This window comes from Flavobacterium sp. WC2509 (genome assembly GCF_052683105.1).
On record NZ_JBQZFG010000001.1, the window covers coordinates 315,997 to 336,031 of the forward strand.

The following is a 20,035-nucleotide window of genomic DNA, read 5'->3' on the forward strand; positions in this document are numbered from 1 at the left end:
AATTACTTTCAAAATGAAAAAGATATATATATTATTAGGCCTGGTAGTATTGAGCACCAGTTCTTGTGAAGATTATTTAAGTACAGAGCCTATTCAGAAAATAGCAATAGAGCAGTATTATACAGATGAACAAGGGATTACCAATGCTTTAGCGGGAGTATATGATCCAATAGGATCAGAAAAATTATATGGCAGCCAGTTGTGGTGGCAATTGGATTCTGCTACAGACGAAGGGTATTATGGCCGTCCAACCCAACTAACAGGTACAATGGTTTATAGTTTTGATCCTACTGCTGTAAACGTTTCTGATTATTGGTTTAATCTTTATGACGGAATTAACAGAGCTAATGATTTGATAGCGCATATTAATTTGCCCCAAATGGATGAGGAAAAAAGACAACAAATATTGGGTGAAGCCTTATTTTTAAGAGGGTACTACCATTTTATGCTGGTAACTCGATTTGGTGATGTGCCTTTGCGATTGACACCTACGACAAGCCCTAATGATGTTCAAATGGCCAGAATACCTGCCAAAGATGTTTACGCCCAAATATTAAAGGACATGACAGATGCGGAAGCTAAAGTAAGTCCAACCAAATTGACATATTCAAGCCGTGTTTACAAGACAGTAGTACAGGGAGTTCTTGCCAGAGTGTGCCTGCAAATGGCAGGTTTTCCTTTGAATGATACTTCAAAATACGCTGAGGCACTGGCCTGGTCCAAAAAAGTAATCGATTCAGGCCAGCATAGTTTAAATGTTAGTTTTCAGACTACAGCACCCGCTGGTAAACCTGCAACTTATTATAATGTGGTTAATCCTTCTAATGGTGTTGCCTCTAATAACGCTTACCGTCAAGTATTTATCACTGAAGCTTCAGACAGTTACGATACAAATGAATTGATGTGGGAAGCCGATTTTAAAGCTCGTGGCGGCGGATATAATGAAGGTGGACGTGTAGGAAATAATAGTGGTATTACTTTTCAACCAGCTGCTACCAATGCTTTATTTGGAACCTATTGCTGGGGTTTCATAAAAGGAACTGGATTGTTATTCAAAAAATATGATGCCACAGGTGCCGATTTGCGTCGTGACTGGAATTTGACTACTTACACAATTAATAACACAACCGCTGTTAAAACCAATATAAATAAGACGGTACAATATGGAAGGGATTGTGGAAAGTGGAGAAGAGAATATGAAGTTAATCTTTCTGGTGATCAAAATTATACTGCCATCAATTTTCCTATCTTGAGATATGCTGATGTCCTTTTGATGTTTGCTGAAGCAGAAAATAAGGTAAACGGCCCAACTGCAGCCGCACAAGCTGCGGTCAATCAGGTACGCCGCAGAGGATATGGACAAGTTAATGTTTCAGCACCGTACGCACTATCCGATGCAGCAACAACAGCTGCTGCGGGTGGAAAAGATTCTTTTCAATTATTTATTGAAGACGAGCGTATGCGTGAGTTGTGTTTTGAGGGATTACGTAGAATGGACTTAATCCGTTGGGGCAAATTTATTACTAACTTGAAAGCGGCAAGTGATGATATGGATGCAAGTCCTCTTACCAATGGGCCTTTGATTATTGCTGCACCGCAGCGATATGGGGCTTTAGCGGGGAAAAATGCTTTTGCCAATGGTAATAAATTCCTGTTGTTTCCAATCCCTTCTTTAGAAATGGCTTCAAACACTTTTATAACCGAAAATAACCCTGGCTTTTAATTAATTAGCAATAAGCCCGGAAGATATTTCTCCGGGCTTATTTTTTTAATCAAAACAATATAATTTTTAACTCTGAAAAATGAAAAAACTCATTCTAATCTCCTTGTGTCTTTTTAGCCTTAGCAATTTTGCCCAAAAGACAAAAAATGATTTGGCAATGAAAAATTTAATTGCAGATAATTTCAAATTTGCAGAAAAACAATATCAGCTTTTGGAGAAAAACACTCCGCTGGATTCCATGCCAAAAACATTCGAAAAAAATCATCCTGTAAACAGTAATATTTACTGGTGGTGCAGCGGTTTTTATCCAGGTACTTTATTGTACATCTATGAATATACTAAAAATCCTGCTACTTTAAATATTGCCAAAAAACGTCTTGCAATTTTAGAGCCTGTAAAAAATTTCACAGAAAACCATGATTTAGGCTTTATGATGTATTGCAGCTTTGGCAATGCCTACCGCCTTACCCAAGACCCTGCATACAAAGACGTAATTATTCAGTCGGCAAAATCATTATCTACCCGTTACCGTCCAAATGCAAAGGTTATCCAATCATGGAATGCTAATGACGGCGGATTAAAAAACAAAGGATATAAAGGCCCCGTTATCATCGATAACATGATGAATCTGGAGATGTTGGAATGGGCCAGTCAAAACAGCACCGACAAAACGTTTGCCAATATTGCCGAGAACCATGCCAACAGTACAATGAAAAATCATTTTCGCCCAGATTACAGCAGCTACCATGTGTTGGATTACGATATGAATACGGGAGAAGTCCTAAAAAAAGTTACTGCCCAAGGCGCAGCCGATGAAAGCGCTTGGAGCCGTGGACAAGGTTGGGCTCTATATGGCTATACGATGATGTATCGATTTACCAAAAACCCAGCTTATTTAAAACAGGCACAAAACATTGCTAAATTCATACTGAATAATCCAAACTTGCCAAAAGACAAAATTCCGTATTGGGATTTTGACGCACCTGGAATACCAAATGCACTACGTGATGCTTCTTCAGGTTCTATATATGCTTCTGCTTTGTTAGAACTTGGCCAATACACTTCAGGTAAAGAAAAACAAAACTACGTAAATGTGGCAGAAACTATTTTGAAGTCATTATCAAGTTCAAAATATAGAGCTCAATTAGGTTCTAATGGTGGCTATATTTTAGAGCATAGCGTGGGATCCATACCACATGGCGGTGAAATAGATGTGCCTCTTACTTATGCTGACTATTATTTCTTGGAAGCACTATTGCGATACAAAAAATGGTATTTATAAAACCTTTCTGCAAAAAGCGAAATGATACATTCCAATCTGAGTTCGATTATTACAGTTTTTATTTTTTAAAATAATTATAAAAGACGAATGAAAATAATTCAGCATAATAATATTACAAAACAAGGTAAAAGATTAAATTAAAACAATAGAAGACTGAAGCTGAAAATCCAATTCAAATGGAAGCGGAATTAAACAAATACAACACAACCGCCATATAGTAATATGGCGGTTTTTGAGATTAATTTAAAGCTTACTTATATAAGAAAAATTTTTATCACGAATTTATAAGAATTTTATTTAGATTATCGATACGATTTTCTATCAAAAATCACTCGAACTGATGAAATATGATTAGCCAAAACTACTCACAAACAAACAGTTGTCATGATATTTGTAATTTTAAAGCAACATTAAACGGTAAAAAATTTATGAAAAAGAAACTTACTTTACGAACAGGTCTCCTTTTTACCTTTATCTTGGTAATGACAAACGTGATTGCGCAAACCGCAGGAGATTATAGAACCAAGAGTGCTGGTTTGGTTGACAATCCAGCCATTTTCGAAACCTTCGATGGAAGTACCTGGGCAGCTGCAAAATATGCTCCTTTCAGTAACACTTCTGTAACAGTTGTTCAAAATGCAAACACGTCAACATCGACCTCCGTTACCCTTACTGCACCTAATACTTTAATCAGGGTAAATCAATTTGTCACTGGTTCTGGAGTACCTGATGGAACAATTGTTACTAGTGTTTCAGGGACTTCTTTAACCCTATCTCAAGCCACTACCTCTACACTTTCGAATACCCCATTATCCTTTCGAGATCAAATAAGCATAAGTGGATGTCTAATAACAAATGGTTCTAATTTGGTAACTTTACCTAGCTCAAACCCTGCAATTGTTATAGGTATGGCAATTTCTGGTAACGAAATTTCACCTGGTGCAAGAGTTACTGCAATAAGTGGAACATCATTGACTCTTTCTGCACCTGCTACTGCAGATGGTACGAATATTACTTTTTACACTAAAGAAACCACTACGACAACCACTGCAGGCAGTTACTCTATAACTTTGGCAAGCCCAAACTCATTAGTACAAAAAGGGATGTTAATTTCCGGCATCGCAAACTTTGGAGGTTCACAATATTTTCCACTTGGTACATATGTCACCTCGGTAAGTGGTACCACTATTGGTATTTCGCAACCAGCGCTTATTAGTTATGCTTCAGCGGCCATCATTTTTGGCTATAACATTATTCCACATTTATATGTCAACCATAACTTAATCGGGAATAGTCGCAATACTAGATCTTCTACTATTGGAGATGTTTATGTGAATGACAGTAATTCATCAATTAATACAGGAGGTGCTACTGTCAGTACCAATAACACTTTTACACCGGCAGATGGAAGTTCTATATTGTTCATTTCATTTAAATCAATTTATGTAGCGCCTCTGGCATCGCTTAAAATTGGCATTCCTACAGGAAACACAGCTAGCAGTCTATCATTATGTGGTCCTGGAAACGTTATTAATAATCTTGGTACAATTAATTTAACGCCTTCAGTAAGTGCAAGCTTTATTAGCTCTATGAGAATCAATATCGTACCGGTAGCAGAAGTATCAGGCGGTAGTAATACAACGATTACTGGCGGAGGTACTTCTATTTTTGGTAGTTTTAATATCGTTAATCCCGTTAGTAACCCTAACGGAGGAAATAACGTGGTAATTGCTACAAATGCCACAATTAATACTGGAGCATCAGGTCTCACATCAACAATTAGCACAGCTGCTTCACTAACTGTAAGTCCGGGAAATACATTAATAAATTATGGTGTATTAACAAATGATGGTACATTAACAAATAATGGATCGTTAATAAATAAATCTCCTGCTACTAGTGCCGGCACTACTATTTACACGTTTACCACACCAGCTGCTAGTGCTGCAAATGCTATAGGGGACACTTATACGAATAACGGTGTTACTTATACAGTAACCACAGCTAGAAACAGTGGCTCCACTACACTAGTTGCTACAGCGCCCTCTAATGCCTCAACTCCAGTTCCAGCTACAGGAACTCTGACAAGAGCCACTGGTACAGGAGATACGGCTATACCTTGGACAGCTGTAACCTATTCAATCCCAATAGGAGGATGTTTAGTAAGTGGCACTTCAGTACCTAATGTAACCTTAGAACACTATTTGAGCAGCAACCAACGCGGTTGGAGATTATTGAGTAATCCTCTTACTACGATAACTTTTGGAACATTGGCAACTAACAGTACCACCCCTATTACTCTTGGTGCAGCTGCTTCAGGAACCTATGATTCGGCCACAAATACTTGGACGACTGGTAGCAATACAGACAACATGACTTCTGGTCAAGCTTATAAAATTTTCCTAAGAGGCAGAACTTCTGAAGTTACAACTAATTCATACAGCGTTTCTCCTCCGTCCAATGTAACTCTTTCCATCACAGGGACAGCGGCTAATGCTGCGCCATCTGCGATTGCTACAACAGCTGGTCAATTTTATTTAGTTGCCAATCCTTATACGGCACCCGTAAGTGTTCGCAGTATTATAGCCGCAAGTACAGGTCTAAGCAACACGGTTTCCTATTATAACCCAACCATCGGTTCCAGCGGAAGTAATGCAGATTTAATAATTAAATATGGTGGGTATTACTCCCCAACAACTTCTGGATCTGCAGGTAGTGCCACCGATGTTGTACTTCCTCCAATGGGCGCCATTTTCGTGCAAGCTTCTTCAGCTGGTACTATTAATGTACCTAAAACAGCGATTTATACAGGAGCAGTTACAGCTCCAGCTGGTAATTTCAGCCATAAAACTGCCCAAAAGAAATCTGCTACTACAAATGCTTTAAAAATAAACGTAAGCAGCAATGGCGTTTATTACGATGCATTAGCCCTTCAATTTAAAGCTCCAGGCGATGCAGAAAGCAATATCGATTTTGGAAAATTACCAAATACTGTATTGGATTTTTATAGCATTGGTGCAAACAATCAGAATATGGCTGTGGCAGAATTAGAATTGAAAGAGCAAACTATTCCGTTAGGGATTAATTCCACAATTTCAAAACAATATACTTTCAATATTGCCGAAAACAGTATTCCATCTGATTATCAAGCCGTTTTAATAGACAATGCATTAAATACTACAACGGTATTAACTCAGGGTACTAATTACAATTTTACTATAGACGGAACGCCTGCAAGTCAAGGAACTGCCCGTTTTGTCATCAATTTGAAACAATCGGGAGCTTTATCGGTTGCACAAAAAGAATTGGATTCTAAAATTCAATTATGGCCAAATCCTGCTCACAATCAATTCAATATAACAAACGGACAAAATCAAAAAGACGGTACTTCAACAATTGAAATCGACAATCTTAACGGTCAAGTGATACATTCACAAAAATCAAATCCAGGAACTACCACTACGATACAAACGAATGGATGGGCTGCAGGGGTTTATATCCTAAAAATAACAAACAGCGAAACTCAAACGACTAAAAAATTAATAATTCAATAAGATCATGAGATCAATTCTAAAAGTATTAGCCAGCATATTTTTATTTATTATAACAAGTCCGATTTTGGCACAACCACCAGATCCAGGTCCTGATCCAGATGCTCCAGTAACGGTACCTATTGATGATCATATCTTTCTTTTGGCATTTGTTGGTATAATCATTGCTTTTATGCGGTTTAAATCCATAGATGACAAGAAAATGATAAAATAAAATCGCCGATTTTAAATCGATATTTCAAGAATACAAATCAGTTCAACAAACAGTATATTATTTTTAAGTAAAAAACTATCCGATAAACTGTGTAAGTGAAAAATAATGAAAGAAGTTATCTCTAAACAATAATTTAAGATTAAAAACCATCCAAAAAACACAACGAAGAGAACTTACAGTTACTCAAGCTGCAACAAGTCCTTGTGTTATTGATTCTATAAATAAATGACCAATTACCCCCTTCAAAGAACTATTACCCCCACTTTAAACCCAATCATTATAGATACTTTTGGAACAAATAAGAAAAAATTATTATAACCCGTTTGGATGTAAATAGGTAAAACGTCTATTTCAAATTATTTTATACAATTAAGCTTAAATAATAATTTTAAACAAACACATTAAAACTAATATGACTGTCCGCTAAGAATACCAATATTTTTTTGCTATTGATTTGCTTCGCCTTTTCGCTATCGCTCGGGTCGCAGATTTTAATTACTTTTTTTTTTAGAAAAATGTTTGTAAATCTTTTATCCCAATAGATCAGGAGTGGCTAATTTTAATAGTTTGGTACTAGTCACAGATATTCATAAAAATAATATGATGATAAATAATACGCTTAAAAAAAAGTTTTTAAAACTTAGTTATAATACACTGTTTCTTCTTTGCATTTCTGCAACATTTGCACAAAAAGAAGCAACCATTTTTACAAATTACAAGAATGACAAAAGTCTATTACCTGATTTCTCTTATGCAGGGTACCATAATGGAGAAAAAGAGATTCCAAATAGTAAAAATTACAAAATTTTTAATGTAGTCGATTTTGGCGCAATACCAAACGATAATATTTCAGACAAAACAGCAATTCAAAATGCAATCGCCGCCGCCAACGCTCTTGGTGGTGGCATTGTGTTTTTCCCAAAAGGGCGTTTTAATGTCAATGAAGACTCAGACCTACCCAATTCCATCGTTTCCAAAGGAAGCCGAATCATTTTCAGGGGAAGCGGATCGGGTTCTAATGGAACAGAATTATTCATGAAAAACATGCTGTCTCCTAAAAACCCAACACAAATGTGGAGTGTTCCGGCTTTATTTTCTTTTAGTGCCGGCGGAAAAGACGAGAAAATAGGAACCGTGACGGCATCAACAAAAATAGGTGAATTCACATTAACACTAAGTGCAACTAAAGATTTAAAAGAAGGTGATTGGATAATCCTGAAACTGTTAAACAACAGTAAAGAATTAATCGACGCAGAACTGAAAAACAATCAACCCAATCCAACTTGGGATTATCTGGTCAATAAAGGCATTGATGTAAAAGTATTTTATCAGATAAAAAAAATACAGAAAGAAACCATTACTCTTATGGCTCCTATTGCCTACGATATTGACACCAAATACAAATGGGAAGTTTACAAATTTGCGAACAGCGAAGAAGTTGGCATTGAGGATATCGCCTTTGTGGGCAACTGGAAAGAAAAATTTGTCCATCACCGATCTTGGAAAGATGACAGCGGCTTCAACTTATTATCGCTTTCACGTACCACCAATTCCTGGATAAAAAACTGCCGCTTTACTGATTGTACCAATGCAGCAGGAATATCACAAAGTGCCAATATTTCGATTCTCAATTGTACAATAACAGGCAATGCAGGACATCAGGCCATTAATTCTAATGGCTCTACAAATGTATTAATAGCCAAATGTGTTGACGAAGCTTCTCAATGGCATTCCTTTGGTTCCTCACATGGATCAATGAATACCGTTATATGGAAATGCAGCTACCCCGCCACTACTTGTTTCGAATCGCATGCAAGCCAACCCAGAAATACTTTGTTAGACAATGTAGAAGGTGGTTTAATGAACAGCCGAGCCGGCGGCGCTATAGAAAATATGCCCAATCACATGCAGGGTCTCGTTCTTTGGAATTACAAGCAAACCAATGATCCTGTAAAAGAATTTGAATTCTGGCCCACAACCAATGTCTGGTGGAAAATCCCAAATCCAATCATTGTCGGATTCCGCAGCAAAGGAACAACTTTCAAAACAGAGCAGTTGGGGTATTCGGAATCAATCGATGAACAAGTGAAACCAGCTTCTCTGTATGAAGCCCAATTAAAATTAAGATTAAATAAAACTCCTGAATGGCTTAATGCTCTTTAACATTAAAAAAACATACAAATCTTACAAATAGAACATTTTTATAACTTATCCACTAAACTCAAGAAACAAAAAATAAATAGTATGAATTCCAATTTTGAAAGTCGTTTTGCAGTAAGTCCAAATGAAGCAAAACAAATGAACACTGAAGCGCTGCGTGAAAATTTTTTAATCGAAAGCCTTTTTAGCAGTGATGAAGTTAAGCTCGTTCTATCTCATTACGACAGATTTATTACGGGTGGGGCAATGCCTATAAACCAAACATTGGCAATGCCAAATCCAGATAATCTAAAAGCCGAATATTTTTTGGAAAGAAGAGAAATTGGTATCATCAACGTGGGAGGAAAAGGAGTAATTACCGCAGATGGTGAACAATTTGAGATTGACTATAAAGAAGCTTTGTATCTTGGAAAAGGGACTAAAGAAGTGTTTTTTGAATCAAAGGATTCGAGTAATCCGGCAAAATTCTATTTGAACTCTGCTCCCGCCCATCATACTTATCCATCAAAAAAAATAACTGAAGCAGAAGCAGAAGTTGTAGAATTAGGATCACTGGAAACAGCCAATCACCGTACCATTAAAAAATTAATCGTCAATAGTGTTTTACAGACTTGTCAAGTTCAAATGGGAATGACAGAACTTAAATCAGGAAGTGTATGGAACACCATGCCAGCTCACGTTCATGACAGACGCATGGAGGTTTATTTTTATTTTGAAGTTCCCGAAAATCAAAGTGTTTGTCATTTTATGGGACAACCGCAGGAAACAAGACATATTTGGATGCAGAACGAACAAGCAGTAATATCTCCCAACTGGTCCATCCATTCTGGTGCTGGGACTTCCAACTATACTTTTATTTGGGGTATGGCGGGCGAAAATTTAGATTATGGAGATATGGATCATTGTGCAACTAATAATTTAAAATAAATCTTACATGAAAACTATAAAATTCTTTTTCGGCTTTACTTTTATTATTTTTCCTTTGGCTCTTTTGGCACAAGCTAAAGTAACTGTTTCCATTCAAAACAATTCTGCTTTGGAACGAAAAGCAGCTGTGGTGGAAATACCTTGGAAAACTGTTATTTCCCAATATCCTCAAATAGACACTACCAATTTTGTGGTAATTAATTCAGTTACCAAAAAACAAATCCCTTTTCAGTTGGAACATCGCGGACTGCCTGTAATTCAAAATTTATTGGTACAGGTTGATGTCAAAGCAAAATCAACACTTTCGATTTTCATCCAAAAAGGAAAACCCGAAACTTTCTTTGTAAAAACTTATTGCCGTTATGTCCCGGAACGTAAAGATGATTTTGCATGGGAAAACGACCAAATTGCCTTTCGTGCCTACGGAAAAGCATTAGAAAACACAAAAGAGGATGCCTTTGGTTTTGATGTTTGGGTTAAACGTACCGATAGACTCATACTCAATGAAAGGTATAAACGAAATGAATATCATATCGATCATGGAGACGGAATGGATTATTATCATGTAGGTTTTTCATTGGGAGCGGGAAATATGGCACCATATATAAAGGACTCCATTTACTACTCAGCAAATTACCGTCAGTGGAAAGTATTAGATAATGGCCCTTTACGCTCTACATTTCAATTGACATTCGATACTTGGAACGCAGGCGGAATAAAAGTTAAAGCCACTAAGACAATTTCTCTCGACGCAGGTTCCCAACTTAACAGAATAGAAAACGTTTATTCTTTTGACGGAGACAAACCGCTTCCTGTAGTAGTGGGAATAATAAAAAGACCTGAAAATGGAAACATATCATTAAATGAACAACAAGGGATTATGGGCTATTGGGAACCTACTCATGGTCAAGATGGCACAACTGGTGTTGGATCTATATTGATAACTCCTGTAAGTAATATGATGGTAACCAACAAGCAAATTTTAACAAAAACAGAAGTGAAAAATAATACTCCAATCATTTACTACACTGGTGCCGCTTGGGACAAAGCAGGAAAAATTACCAATTCAAAACAATGGTTTGACTACTTGGATCATTTTTATCAGGAACTAAAAAATCCTTTTATCATAAACGTAAAATAACACCAAAACAATTATTAATTAAAAACTAAAAAAATGTCAATTAACTTATTTGATTTAGCTGGAAAAACAGCACTTATTACGGGCGGAGTCCATGGACTTGGAATGTCTATGGCCAAAGGACTTGGGCATGCAGGTGCTAAAATTGTGGTAAATGATCTTTCACAAGAAGCTATAGATAAAGCTGTTGCCGAATACAAATCGGTGGGAATTGAAGCTTACGGATATGTGTTTAATGTATGTGATGAGACAGCTGTAATTGCAAACATTAAACAGATAGAAGCTGAAGTTGGTCCTATCGATATTTTAATCAACAACGCGGGTATAATAAAAAGAACTCCTATTATTGAAATGGAGGTTGAAGATTTTACAGCAGTAATAACTGTGGATTTAATCAGTCCTTTCATTGTTTCCAAAAATGTTGCCAAAGGTATGATTCAACGTGGAGGAGGAAAAATTATAAACATCTGCTCCATGATGAGTGAATTGGGCAGAGACTCGGTAAGTGCTTACGCCGCTGCTAAAGGAGGACTTAAGATGTTAACCAAAAATATGGCTACAGAATGGGCTAAATTTAACATTCAAACCAACGGAATCGGTCCAGGATACTTTGCAACTAGTCAAACAGCACCGATTAGAGTAGACGGTCACCCTTTTAATGATTTTATAATAAAAAGAACTCCTGCTGCCCGTTGGGGTGATCCGGATGATTTGCAGGGGGCTGCTATCTTCTTGTCTTCAAAAGCAAGTGATTTTGTTAACGGACACATTCTTTACGTAGATGGAGGAATATTGGCTACTATTGGAAAGCCTTCAAACGAAGATTAATCCAATATAAAAATAAACACAAAAAAACTGTCTGAATACTATTTTTTAGACAAAAACCTCCAAAGTCATTTGATTTTGGAGGTTTTTAATTTTATTCAAGACATTTTTCAAATGAATTTTCTAATATTCATCATAAATCCTAAATGCTGTCCTTCGTGATAATTATTATATTCAAGTGCTTCTTTTAATGAACCCAAGTGGAATCCCAAACTTGTTGTTCGCTCATTATATATTTTAAATGCTCCTTTATAAAAATCAGTTTCTGTTTTTTCTATTAGAGAAATTAATAGCTCTTTCAATTGTTTTATTTCATCCTCTGATGTTTTTCCCGTTGGTTTTGATCCTGGCTTATAAAGTTCAAATAATTCTTGTGAAATATATTCCTGCAAATCTGAAGACTTATAAATTAATATTTGTTGAGCAACTATTATATGTCCAATGTTCCAGATCAAATTATTGCTAAATCCAACAGGTATTTTATTCAATTGCTCTACAGTATATTTATCAAAAAATTCTAAATATAAATCTCTGTTCGTTCTCCAAATCTTAAATGTTGTTTCCATTTATTTACTATTACTTTAGATTATTTAATTTACTATTAGTGAATTACTGCCCTCCAGAGTTTTGAGCTACAGAGGAATTGAGACTAAATTAAGTAAATTGTTTTAAACTATTTAGATTTTAAACATTTTGAATCTGAAAAAAGAACTTTTATTTTTACTTACTATAAGCCACAGCAGTTTGTTTACTGCTTCCTAAACCTTCCATTCCTAATTCGATAACATCTCCCGCTTTGATGTAAATAGGATTTGGCTTAATACCTAAACCAACTCCCGGAGGCGTTCCTGTACTGATGATATCACCAGGCATCAAAGTCATGAACTGGCTTAAATAATGTACTAAAAATGGAATTTTGAAAACTAAGTTCGATGTGTTGCTGCTTTGAAATGTTTTTCCATTCACAGTTAGCCACATTGGTATATTATTTACATCAGCAATTTCATCCTGAGTAGCCAAGAATGGTCCAAGAGGCGCAAACGTATCGCAGCCTTTTCCTTTTGCCCATTGACCTCCCATTTCGATTTGAAAAGCTCTTTCGCTGTAATCATTTAATAAAGCATAACCAGCCACATAATCCAAAGCTTCGGCTTCTTCCACATAACTTGCTTTTTTGCCTACAACAAAAGCCAATTCAATTTCCCAATCTGTTTTTTCACTGTTTTTTGGAATAATTAAATTATCATTCGGACCACATAAAGAAGTCGTTGATTTAAAAAAGATAATCGGTTCTGTTGGAATTGGAGCACCAGTTTCATGACAGTGATCTACATAATTCAATCCGATACAGATTATTTTTGATGGTCTTGCCACTGGCGAACCCAAACGTACTTCCGCACCAACTTCTGGCAATACTGGATTGCTTTCTAAAGCTTTTCTTAATTTTTCCAATCCATTTTCTTCAAAAAAGGCTTCGTTAAAATCCGAAACAATTGAAGATACATCAAATCTTTTTTCTCCTATTAAAATACCTGGTTTCTCTTTACCCGCTTCTCCAAATCGTATTAATTTCATTTTATTATTTTTTATTATATTATACTTCTCTTTTATTCAATAACATAAATTGTGGCACTTCTTGCACCGTGTGCTCCTATTACCAAAGACTGTTCTATATCGGCAGTTTTGGAAGGTCCAGCTATAAATGTACCAAATCCTTCTTTTGAAACATCAATTTTTTGATACGCCAAATGTAAATTATCTACAATATCTTTTTTATCGATTATCAAAATTAAATGTTGGCAAATAAAAGGAATAAGCCTGTTCACCATTTGACTTTCATAAATCCATATTGCACCATTTTCTGCTACTCCAATTGTGCCTTTAACATACGCTTTTTCAACTTTTTCTAATTCTGATGCTGGTAAATAAAATACTTCTCCATCAACCTCACCAAGTGCTGTTACAGTATTTACCACATAATTACCAGTTATTTTATCAACGATTAATTGTTTTTTTAGTATGCTTAGATCCGAAATTAATTCCACTTTGCCACCAATACTTTCCAATACCGTTTTAAACTGAGTAAATAAATCGTCATAATGAATCGTTGAATCAGTATCAATAACAGGCAGTTCAACCCAGTCAGGCTGATTCATCGCTATGGCATTCAATATATTTTCTCTTGCACTCATACACTCTTGCTGTCAGATGTTTATTTTTTGTTTTTTAAATACCAATCACGGAATGAATCCTTTGGAGCTTTTGGCATTTCTCTTTGTTTATACCAAACATTTAATGGATTATTGACTATAAATGGTAGTATTTGCATGACTACTCTCCCTGTTTTTCCGATCAAACGATACATTTTAGGATTCGAGAAAATAAAACTCATTCCTTTCATGCTAATTTTTTTACTTGTAGCCACATATCCTTCAGCTACAATCACTTGTCTCCATTTCCATAATTGTTCGTGGATATTGATTTTCACCGGACACACATTGGTACAACTGCCACATAAAGTGGATGCGAAAGGCAAATCAGCATTCGCTTTCATATCCAAATTTGGATTTAGAATAGAACCTATTGGTCCTGCAACGGCCGTATGATAACTATGTCCTCCACTTCGGCGGTAAACGGGACATGTATTAAAACAAGCGGCACAACGGATGCATTTCAACGAATTTCTAAAATCTTCTCGTCCTAATTGTTTGCTGCGGCCATTATCAACAATTACGATATGCATCTCCTGATCCTCTCTCGGTTTATGAAAATGACTCGAATAAGTCGTAATGGGCTGACCGGTGGCGCTTCTTGCTAATAGTCTCAAAAATACAGAGAGATGCTCCGCTTTTGGAATCAATTTTTCAAAACCCATACAGGCAATGTGCACAGCAGCTGTATGAGCTCCCATATCGGCATTTCCTTCATTGGTACAAACAACAAAACCGCCCGTTTCGGCGATTGCAAAATTGACACCCGTGATGGCTAATTGTGATTCTACGAATTTATTACGCAGATGCTGTCTTGCAGCCTCTGTCAGATATTGTGGATCGTTATTCCCTTTTTCAGTCTGCAGATGCTTATGAAAAGTAGCACTTACATCTTCTTTTTTTAAATGAATTGCGGGCAATACAATGTGACTGGGAGGCTCTTTTCGAAATTGAACAATGCGTTCTCCAAGATCAGTATCAACGACTTCTATTCCGTGTTGCTGTAAAAATTCATTCAAATGGCATTCTTCGGTAAGCATACTTTTGCTTTTCACGATTTTTTGAATGCTGTGTTGTTGGATAATTTTATGGATTATCTCATTGTGTTCTTTGGCATCTGAAGCCCAGTGTACTTTTATACCATTAGCTGTGGCTTTTTCTTCAAATTCTTTTAAATAATAGGACAGGTTGGAAAGGGTGCTGTTTTTAATCTGCGAGCCCCATTCCCTTAATTGTTCCCATTCCGGTAAACCATGAGCTGCCTTATCCCGCTTTTCACGAACAAACCATAAGGTATCGTCATGCCAGTTGGTTCTTGGCTCATCTTTTATAAACTTTTTTGCTAGTGCAGCATGTTTTACGGTCATACCTTTACATTTATTTCAATCTTTACTCAAGACTAATTTCATTTCTTTTACAACACACTATTCAATATCTCAGCAATATGAATAGTTTTTACTTTACTTTTCTGCCTCTTTAATATACCTTCGAGATGCATCAGGCAACTGGTATCTCCACCGGTAATATAGTCAACGTCGTTATCTTCGTGTTCTTTTGTTCTGTCCTTACCCATTTTTACGCTTACCGCTTCTTCAAAAACACAAAAAGTACCTCCAAAACCACAGCATTCATCATTTCGTTTTGGTTTTCTCAGTTCTATTCCGTCTACCAGTTGCAGCAATTGCTCAGGCTTCGAGAATTGAGGCAACATTCTTTCTGTCATTGAAGAAAGATCTAATCCTCTTTGTCCGTGGCAGCTGTTATGCAGTCCTACTTTATAAGGAAAACTTGCTGAAATGTTTTTAACCTTCAAAATATCAGTCAAAAACTCGGTAAGTTCATAAATAGAATTGCGAATATTTAGTGCTTCCTGTTCGTTATCAAAATCATACAAATGTTCTTTTATATGCAAAACACAACTACCCGAAGGAGCAACGATATAATCAAATCCGGAAAAATTTTTAACAAAATTGGCATCACAACCATTGCTCAGATCTGCAAAACCGCTATTAGCCATTGGCTGACCACAACAGGTTTGTTCCAAAGGAAAAGCAACCTCGCAACCCAATTTTTCTAATAATTGCAGAGTGGCAATACCCACATTGGGGTAAAACTGGTCTATATAACAAGGTACAAATAAGGCAACCTTCATTTATAATTAGTTATTTAATTTAATAAAACCGCCATCAATTGGATAGTCACTACCAGTAATAAAACCAGACTCGTCACTGCATAAAAACAAAACCAAAGCAGCAATTTCATCAGGTTTTCCCATACGTCCTATCGGTTGTGACTGCGATAATTTTTCGAACATTTCCGCTTCTTTACCGGCATAATTTTTAGAAATAAAACCATCCACAAAAGGCGTGTGAACTCTTGCCGGAGAAATAGAATTGCAACGAATATTTTCGCCTATATAATCTTTTGCAACTGATAAAGTCATTGCCATAACAGCTCCTTTTGCAGTAGAATAAGCAAATCGATCCGGAATTCCAACCCAGGCAGCTATAGACGCCATGTTAACAATCACACCACCATTTGAAAGTCGGAATTGTGGTATCGAAGCATATAAACAATTATACACCCCTTTTACATTAACATTCATAATTCTGTCAAAATCTTCTTCAGCAGTAGTATCAACTTTACCAACATGCGCAATTCCAGCATTGTTCACCAGAATATTAATGTTTCCAATTTTTTCGAATATTGCTAAAACTTCTTGCTGGCTGGCTACATTACAAGCGTGTGAAAATACGTTTCCTCCACTTGCCTTTATTTCATCAACAGCTGTTTTGGCACTTTCTTCAGTTAATTCAATAATATGTACTTCAGCTCCCTGCTTTGCAAATAAAGCAGAAATAGCTTTCCCAATTCCGCTGCCACCACCGGTAACAACCGCTTTTTTGTTTTGTAATGAAAACATATTTTTAATTTAAGATTTTTAATTTTTACAAAGATACACCACGTTTCCAAGGTATAAAATCATCTTGATTTAATAAAACAGCTTTTGGAATAATTTCTCCGCTTGCTGCTTTAATACAATATTCCAGAATATCTTCTCCCATTTCTTCAATGGTTTTTTCTCCACTAATAATCGGACCACAATCAATATCGATGATATCACGCATCTTTTTTGCCAAAATAGAGTTTGTAGCTACTTTAATAACAGGACAAACCGGATTTCCCGTCGGCGTTCCCAATCCAGTAGTAAACAATATTAATGTTGCTCCAGATGCTGCTTTACCAGTAGTTGCTTCCACATCATTTCCTGGTGTACAAACCAAACTCAAACCTGCTTTTGTTGCTGGCTCGGTATAATCCAATACATCAATTACGGGTGCTGTTCCTCCTTTTTTGGCGGCACCAGCACTTTTTATAGCATCAGTTATTAATCCGTCCTTAATATTTCCCGGAGATGGATTCATATGAAAACCCGAACCCACTTTATGTGCCAAAGCATCATAAGACTGCATTAAATCAATGAATTTTTTTGCTGTCGTTTCTGTTGTACAACGATCAATAAGATTTTGCTCCACTCCACATAATTCTGGAAACTCGGCCAATAAAACTTTAGCGCCCAAAGCAACTAATAAATCCGCTGTGTAACCAACGGCTGGATTAGCTGAAACTCCGCTAAAACCATCACTCCCTCCACATTTTACACCAATGCAAAGTTCGCTTAATGGCGCAGCAGTTCGCTCTTCTTTGTTTATTTCAATTAATCCTTCAAATGTTTTTTTGATAGCATTAGCGACTAATACTTCTTCGCTTTCTGCTTGTTGCTGCTCAAAAATAAATAACGGTTTATCGAAGGATGGATTTTGCTTTTTGACATCGTTTACAAAATCCTGTACCTGCAAATGCTGACAGCCTAAACTCAACAAGGTAATACCAGCCACATTGGGATGATTGGCATACGAAGCCAATAAAGCGCTCAACGTAGCCGCATCCTGACGTGTACCACCACAACCTCCTTGATGATTTAGGAATTTAATGCCGTCCACATTTTTAAAAACACGATTGACGGTATTATTTGGAGAGAGCTGCATATTGACAGCATCAATATTTTCTCCATTTTGGTATGCCTCCAATAATTGGTGGGTGTATTGTGTGTATTTATCACTTACAGAATAGCCCAATTCGTTGTGCAGGGCTTCTTTAATTACATCCAGATTTCGGTTTTCACAAAAAACGGTTGGTACAAATAACCAATAGTTGGCAGTTCCAACACGACCGTCTTTTCTTTTATACCCTTTGAAAGTCCTGTTTTCATATTTTGAAACATCGGGTGCCTGCCATGAAAAATCAACATGACGATATCCGTATGGTTCTGCAGCATGTTTCAGATTAGCTGTTGTCATCAGGCCCCCCTTTACGACATCATACTGCACTTTTCCAACTAAAACACCATACATGATTATCTCAGCACCCGCTTTCAAATCAGTTGTGTAAAATTTATGCTTTGCCTTAATAGTGTCTTGAAGGATATAAGTTTGTTCTTCAAAAGTTACACTTTCTCCTTTTTCCAAATCTGTTAAAGCTACCAGAACATTATCTCCTGGATGCATTTTTATCACTAAATTTTTAACTTTATTTTCTAACATACTATAAATAGAATTTATGCTTTATTTGTTTTATGACCGTTAAATGCGAATAATAATATTACTGAAAAACAAGTCAGCGGAACAACATAACCGTTTTGAATACTTCCGGTAGCATCTGAAATGAAGCCTAAAACCGGAGGGAGTAAAGCTCCTCCAACGATCGACATTACTATCAATGAAGATCCGATTTTGGTATTATGCCCGAGACCGTCAATTCCCATAGAAAAAATAGTAGGAAACATGATGCTCATAAAAAATGCAATCGCAATTAAAGTATAAACCACTATCATTCCTGTTCCCATTATAGCCACTATGGATAAGAAAATCGCAATAATCGAATAAATAATCAATAATTTTCTTGGCTGTATATATTGCATGAAAAATGTTCCTGCAAAACGTCCCAACATAAATGTTAAACCAAAAAAGCCTAAATATTTAGCTGCCGTATCTTCGTCTAAACCTGCTGAACTAGTCGCCATTTTAATAAAAAAACTAGCCACGCAAACTTGGGCTCCTACATAAAAGAATTGTGCCAAAATCCCCCAGCGCAAACGCATTGATTTTAAAGCACCTCCAAAACTTGCGCCATCTGCCCCATCTTTATCTTCATCTTTTACATCAGGCATATTGGTAAAATAAAAAACTACTGCTACTGATAAAATAATCAGTCCCAAAATCAGGTAAGGCATTTTTACGCTTGCCGCTTCTTCCAAAATATGGGCATGCAGTGCTGCAGGCGACATGGCATCCATTTCAACCTTAGTTAAGTTCTTTCCGGACAAGATTATCGGTCCAATATAAGCTGGTGCAATAAAAGCAGCCAATCCATTAAAAGACTGTGAAAAATTCAATCTCTTTGTTGCCGTTTCTGATGCTCCCAATATCGTAACGTAAGGATTGGCTGCCGTTTCCAAAAACGTAAGTCCACAGGCGATAACAAATAAAGCCCCTAAAAAATAAATATATTGTAGTGAATTTGCGGCTGGAACAAACAAAATGGAACCAATACCAAACAAAATCAACCCGATCATAATACCCGATTTATAACCGTATTTTCTCATGATATAACCTGCTGGCAAAGCCATTACAAAATAGGCGATGAAAACAGAAGAATCAATCAAAGAAGATTCTAAATCCGTTAGATTAAATGCTTTCCTTAAATGAGGAATAAGTATCGGATCTAAATTGTGCACAAACCCCCAGAAAAAAAACAAGCTTGTTACCAATATAAAAGGGAACAGCCATTTTTTATTCTCCTTAGAACTCACATTCTTTTCAACATTTAATTGTGTTACTAGTGCCATATACTTTTTATTAAATTTGTAGATTTCTGGCAATATAAAAATAGAGTACTTGCACTACTTTTATTAATTCAATATTGCCCTTGTTTAATTACTAATT

General features: G+C 36.4%; 16 protein-coding genes. 8 read left to right on the forward strand and 8 right to left on the reverse strand.

Annotation, left to right across the window (positions count from 1 at the left end):
- The first annotated feature begins 13 nt into the window (after positions 1-13).
- The 8 genes from ACUN3A_RS01185 to ACUN3A_RS01220 all read left to right on the forward strand — a co-directional run bounded on the left by ACUN3A_RS01185 (position 14) and on the right by ACUN3A_RS01220 (position 11,823).
- Entirely contained in the window at positions 14-1,723 is a 1,710-nt protein-coding gene (locus ACUN3A_RS01185) for a RagB/SusD family nutrient uptake outer membrane protein (protein WP_445549522.1), read from the forward strand.
- 157 nt (positions 1,724-1,880) lie between these two features.
- A complete protein-coding gene (locus ACUN3A_RS01190; RefSeq protein WP_445549523.1) occupies positions 1,881-3,005 on the forward strand; it encodes a glycoside hydrolase family 88 protein in 1,125 nt (374 codons plus the stop codon).
- Positions 3,006-3,433: 428 nt separating this feature from the next.
- On the forward strand, positions 3,434-6,559 hold the full coding sequence (locus tag ACUN3A_RS01195) for a beta strand repeat-containing protein (protein ID WP_445549524.1): 3,126 nt from the start codon (positions 3,434-3,436) through the stop codon (positions 6,557-6,559).
- Between the two features lie 4 nt (positions 6,560-6,563).
- Positions 6,564-6,770 carry a hypothetical protein gene (locus ACUN3A_RS01200; RefSeq protein ID WP_445549525.1) on the forward strand — a complete coding sequence of 69 codons (207 nt, stop codon included), beginning with the start codon at positions 6,564-6,566 and terminating at the stop codon, positions 6,768-6,770.
- Positions 6,771-7,370: 600 nt separating this feature from the next.
- The gene (locus ACUN3A_RS01205; protein ID WP_445549526.1) at positions 7,371-8,933 is read left to right on the forward strand and encodes a DUF4955 domain-containing protein; all 1,563 of its coding nucleotides are present in this window, start codon (positions 7,371-7,373) and stop codon (positions 8,931-8,933) included.
- An 81-nt stretch (positions 8,934-9,014) separates the two neighbouring features.
- Positions 9,015-9,857, forward strand: coding sequence for a 5-dehydro-4-deoxy-D-glucuronate isomerase (kduI, locus tag ACUN3A_RS01210; protein ID WP_445549527.1), 843 nt, complete (start codon positions 9,015-9,017; stop codon positions 9,855-9,857).
- 7 nt (positions 9,858-9,864) lie between these two features.
- The gene (locus tag ACUN3A_RS01215) at positions 9,865-10,998 is read left to right on the forward strand and encodes a DUF4861 family protein (RefSeq protein WP_445549528.1); all 1,134 of its coding nucleotides are present in this window, start codon (positions 9,865-9,867) and stop codon (positions 10,996-10,998) included.
- A 33-nt stretch (positions 10,999-11,031) separates the two neighbouring features.
- Positions 11,032-11,823: a gluconate 5-dehydrogenase gene (locus ACUN3A_RS01220; RefSeq protein WP_445549529.1), complete on the forward strand. Its 792-nt coding sequence runs from the start codon at positions 11,032-11,034 to the stop codon at positions 11,821-11,823.
- 107 nt (positions 11,824-11,930) lie between these two features.
- Here the strand turns inward: ACUN3A_RS01220 and ACUN3A_RS01225 are convergent, their stop codons facing one another.
- The 8 genes from ACUN3A_RS01225 to fucP form a co-directional block, all read right to left on the reverse strand.
- Positions 11,931-12,386: a DinB family protein gene (locus ACUN3A_RS01225; protein WP_445549530.1), complete on the reverse strand. Its 456-nt coding sequence runs from the start codon at positions 12,384-12,386 to the stop codon at positions 11,931-11,933.
- A 154-nt stretch (positions 12,387-12,540) separates the two neighbouring features.
- Entirely contained in the window at positions 12,541-13,395 is an 855-nt protein-coding gene (locus tag ACUN3A_RS01230; protein WP_445549531.1) for a fumarylacetoacetate hydrolase family protein, read from the reverse strand.
- Positions 13,396-13,427: 32 nt separating this feature from the next.
- Positions 13,428-14,012, reverse strand: a complete 585-nt coding sequence (locus ACUN3A_RS01235; protein WP_445549532.1) for a LutC/YkgG family protein — start codon at positions 14,010-14,012, stop codon at positions 13,428-13,430.
- A 20-nt stretch (positions 14,013-14,032) separates the two neighbouring features.
- Complete coding sequence (locus ACUN3A_RS01240) at positions 14,033-15,397, reverse strand: lactate utilization protein B (RefSeq protein WP_445549533.1); 1,365 nt, start codon at positions 15,395-15,397, stop codon at positions 14,033-14,035.
- A 47-nt stretch (positions 15,398-15,444) separates the two neighbouring features.
- A complete protein-coding gene (locus ACUN3A_RS01245; protein WP_445549534.1) occupies positions 15,445-16,182 on the reverse strand; it encodes a (Fe-S)-binding protein in 738 nt (245 codons plus the stop codon).
- A 6-nt stretch (positions 16,183-16,188) separates the two neighbouring features.
- The gene (locus tag ACUN3A_RS01250) at positions 16,189-16,953 is read right to left on the reverse strand and encodes an SDR family NAD(P)-dependent oxidoreductase (protein ID WP_445549535.1); all 765 of its coding nucleotides are present in this window, start codon (positions 16,951-16,953) and stop codon (positions 16,189-16,191) included.
- A gap of 25 nt (positions 16,954-16,978) precedes the next feature.
- Positions 16,979-18,634, reverse strand: a complete 1,656-nt coding sequence (locus ACUN3A_RS01255; protein ID WP_445549536.1) for a UxaA family hydrolase — start codon at positions 18,632-18,634, stop codon at positions 16,979-16,981.
- A gap of 14 nt (positions 18,635-18,648) precedes the next feature.
- A complete protein-coding gene (gene fucP / locus ACUN3A_RS01260; RefSeq protein WP_445549537.1) occupies positions 18,649-19,938 on the reverse strand; it encodes an L-fucose:H+ symporter permease in 1,290 nt (429 codons plus the stop codon).
- Positions 19,939-20,035: the final 97 nt, after the last annotated feature.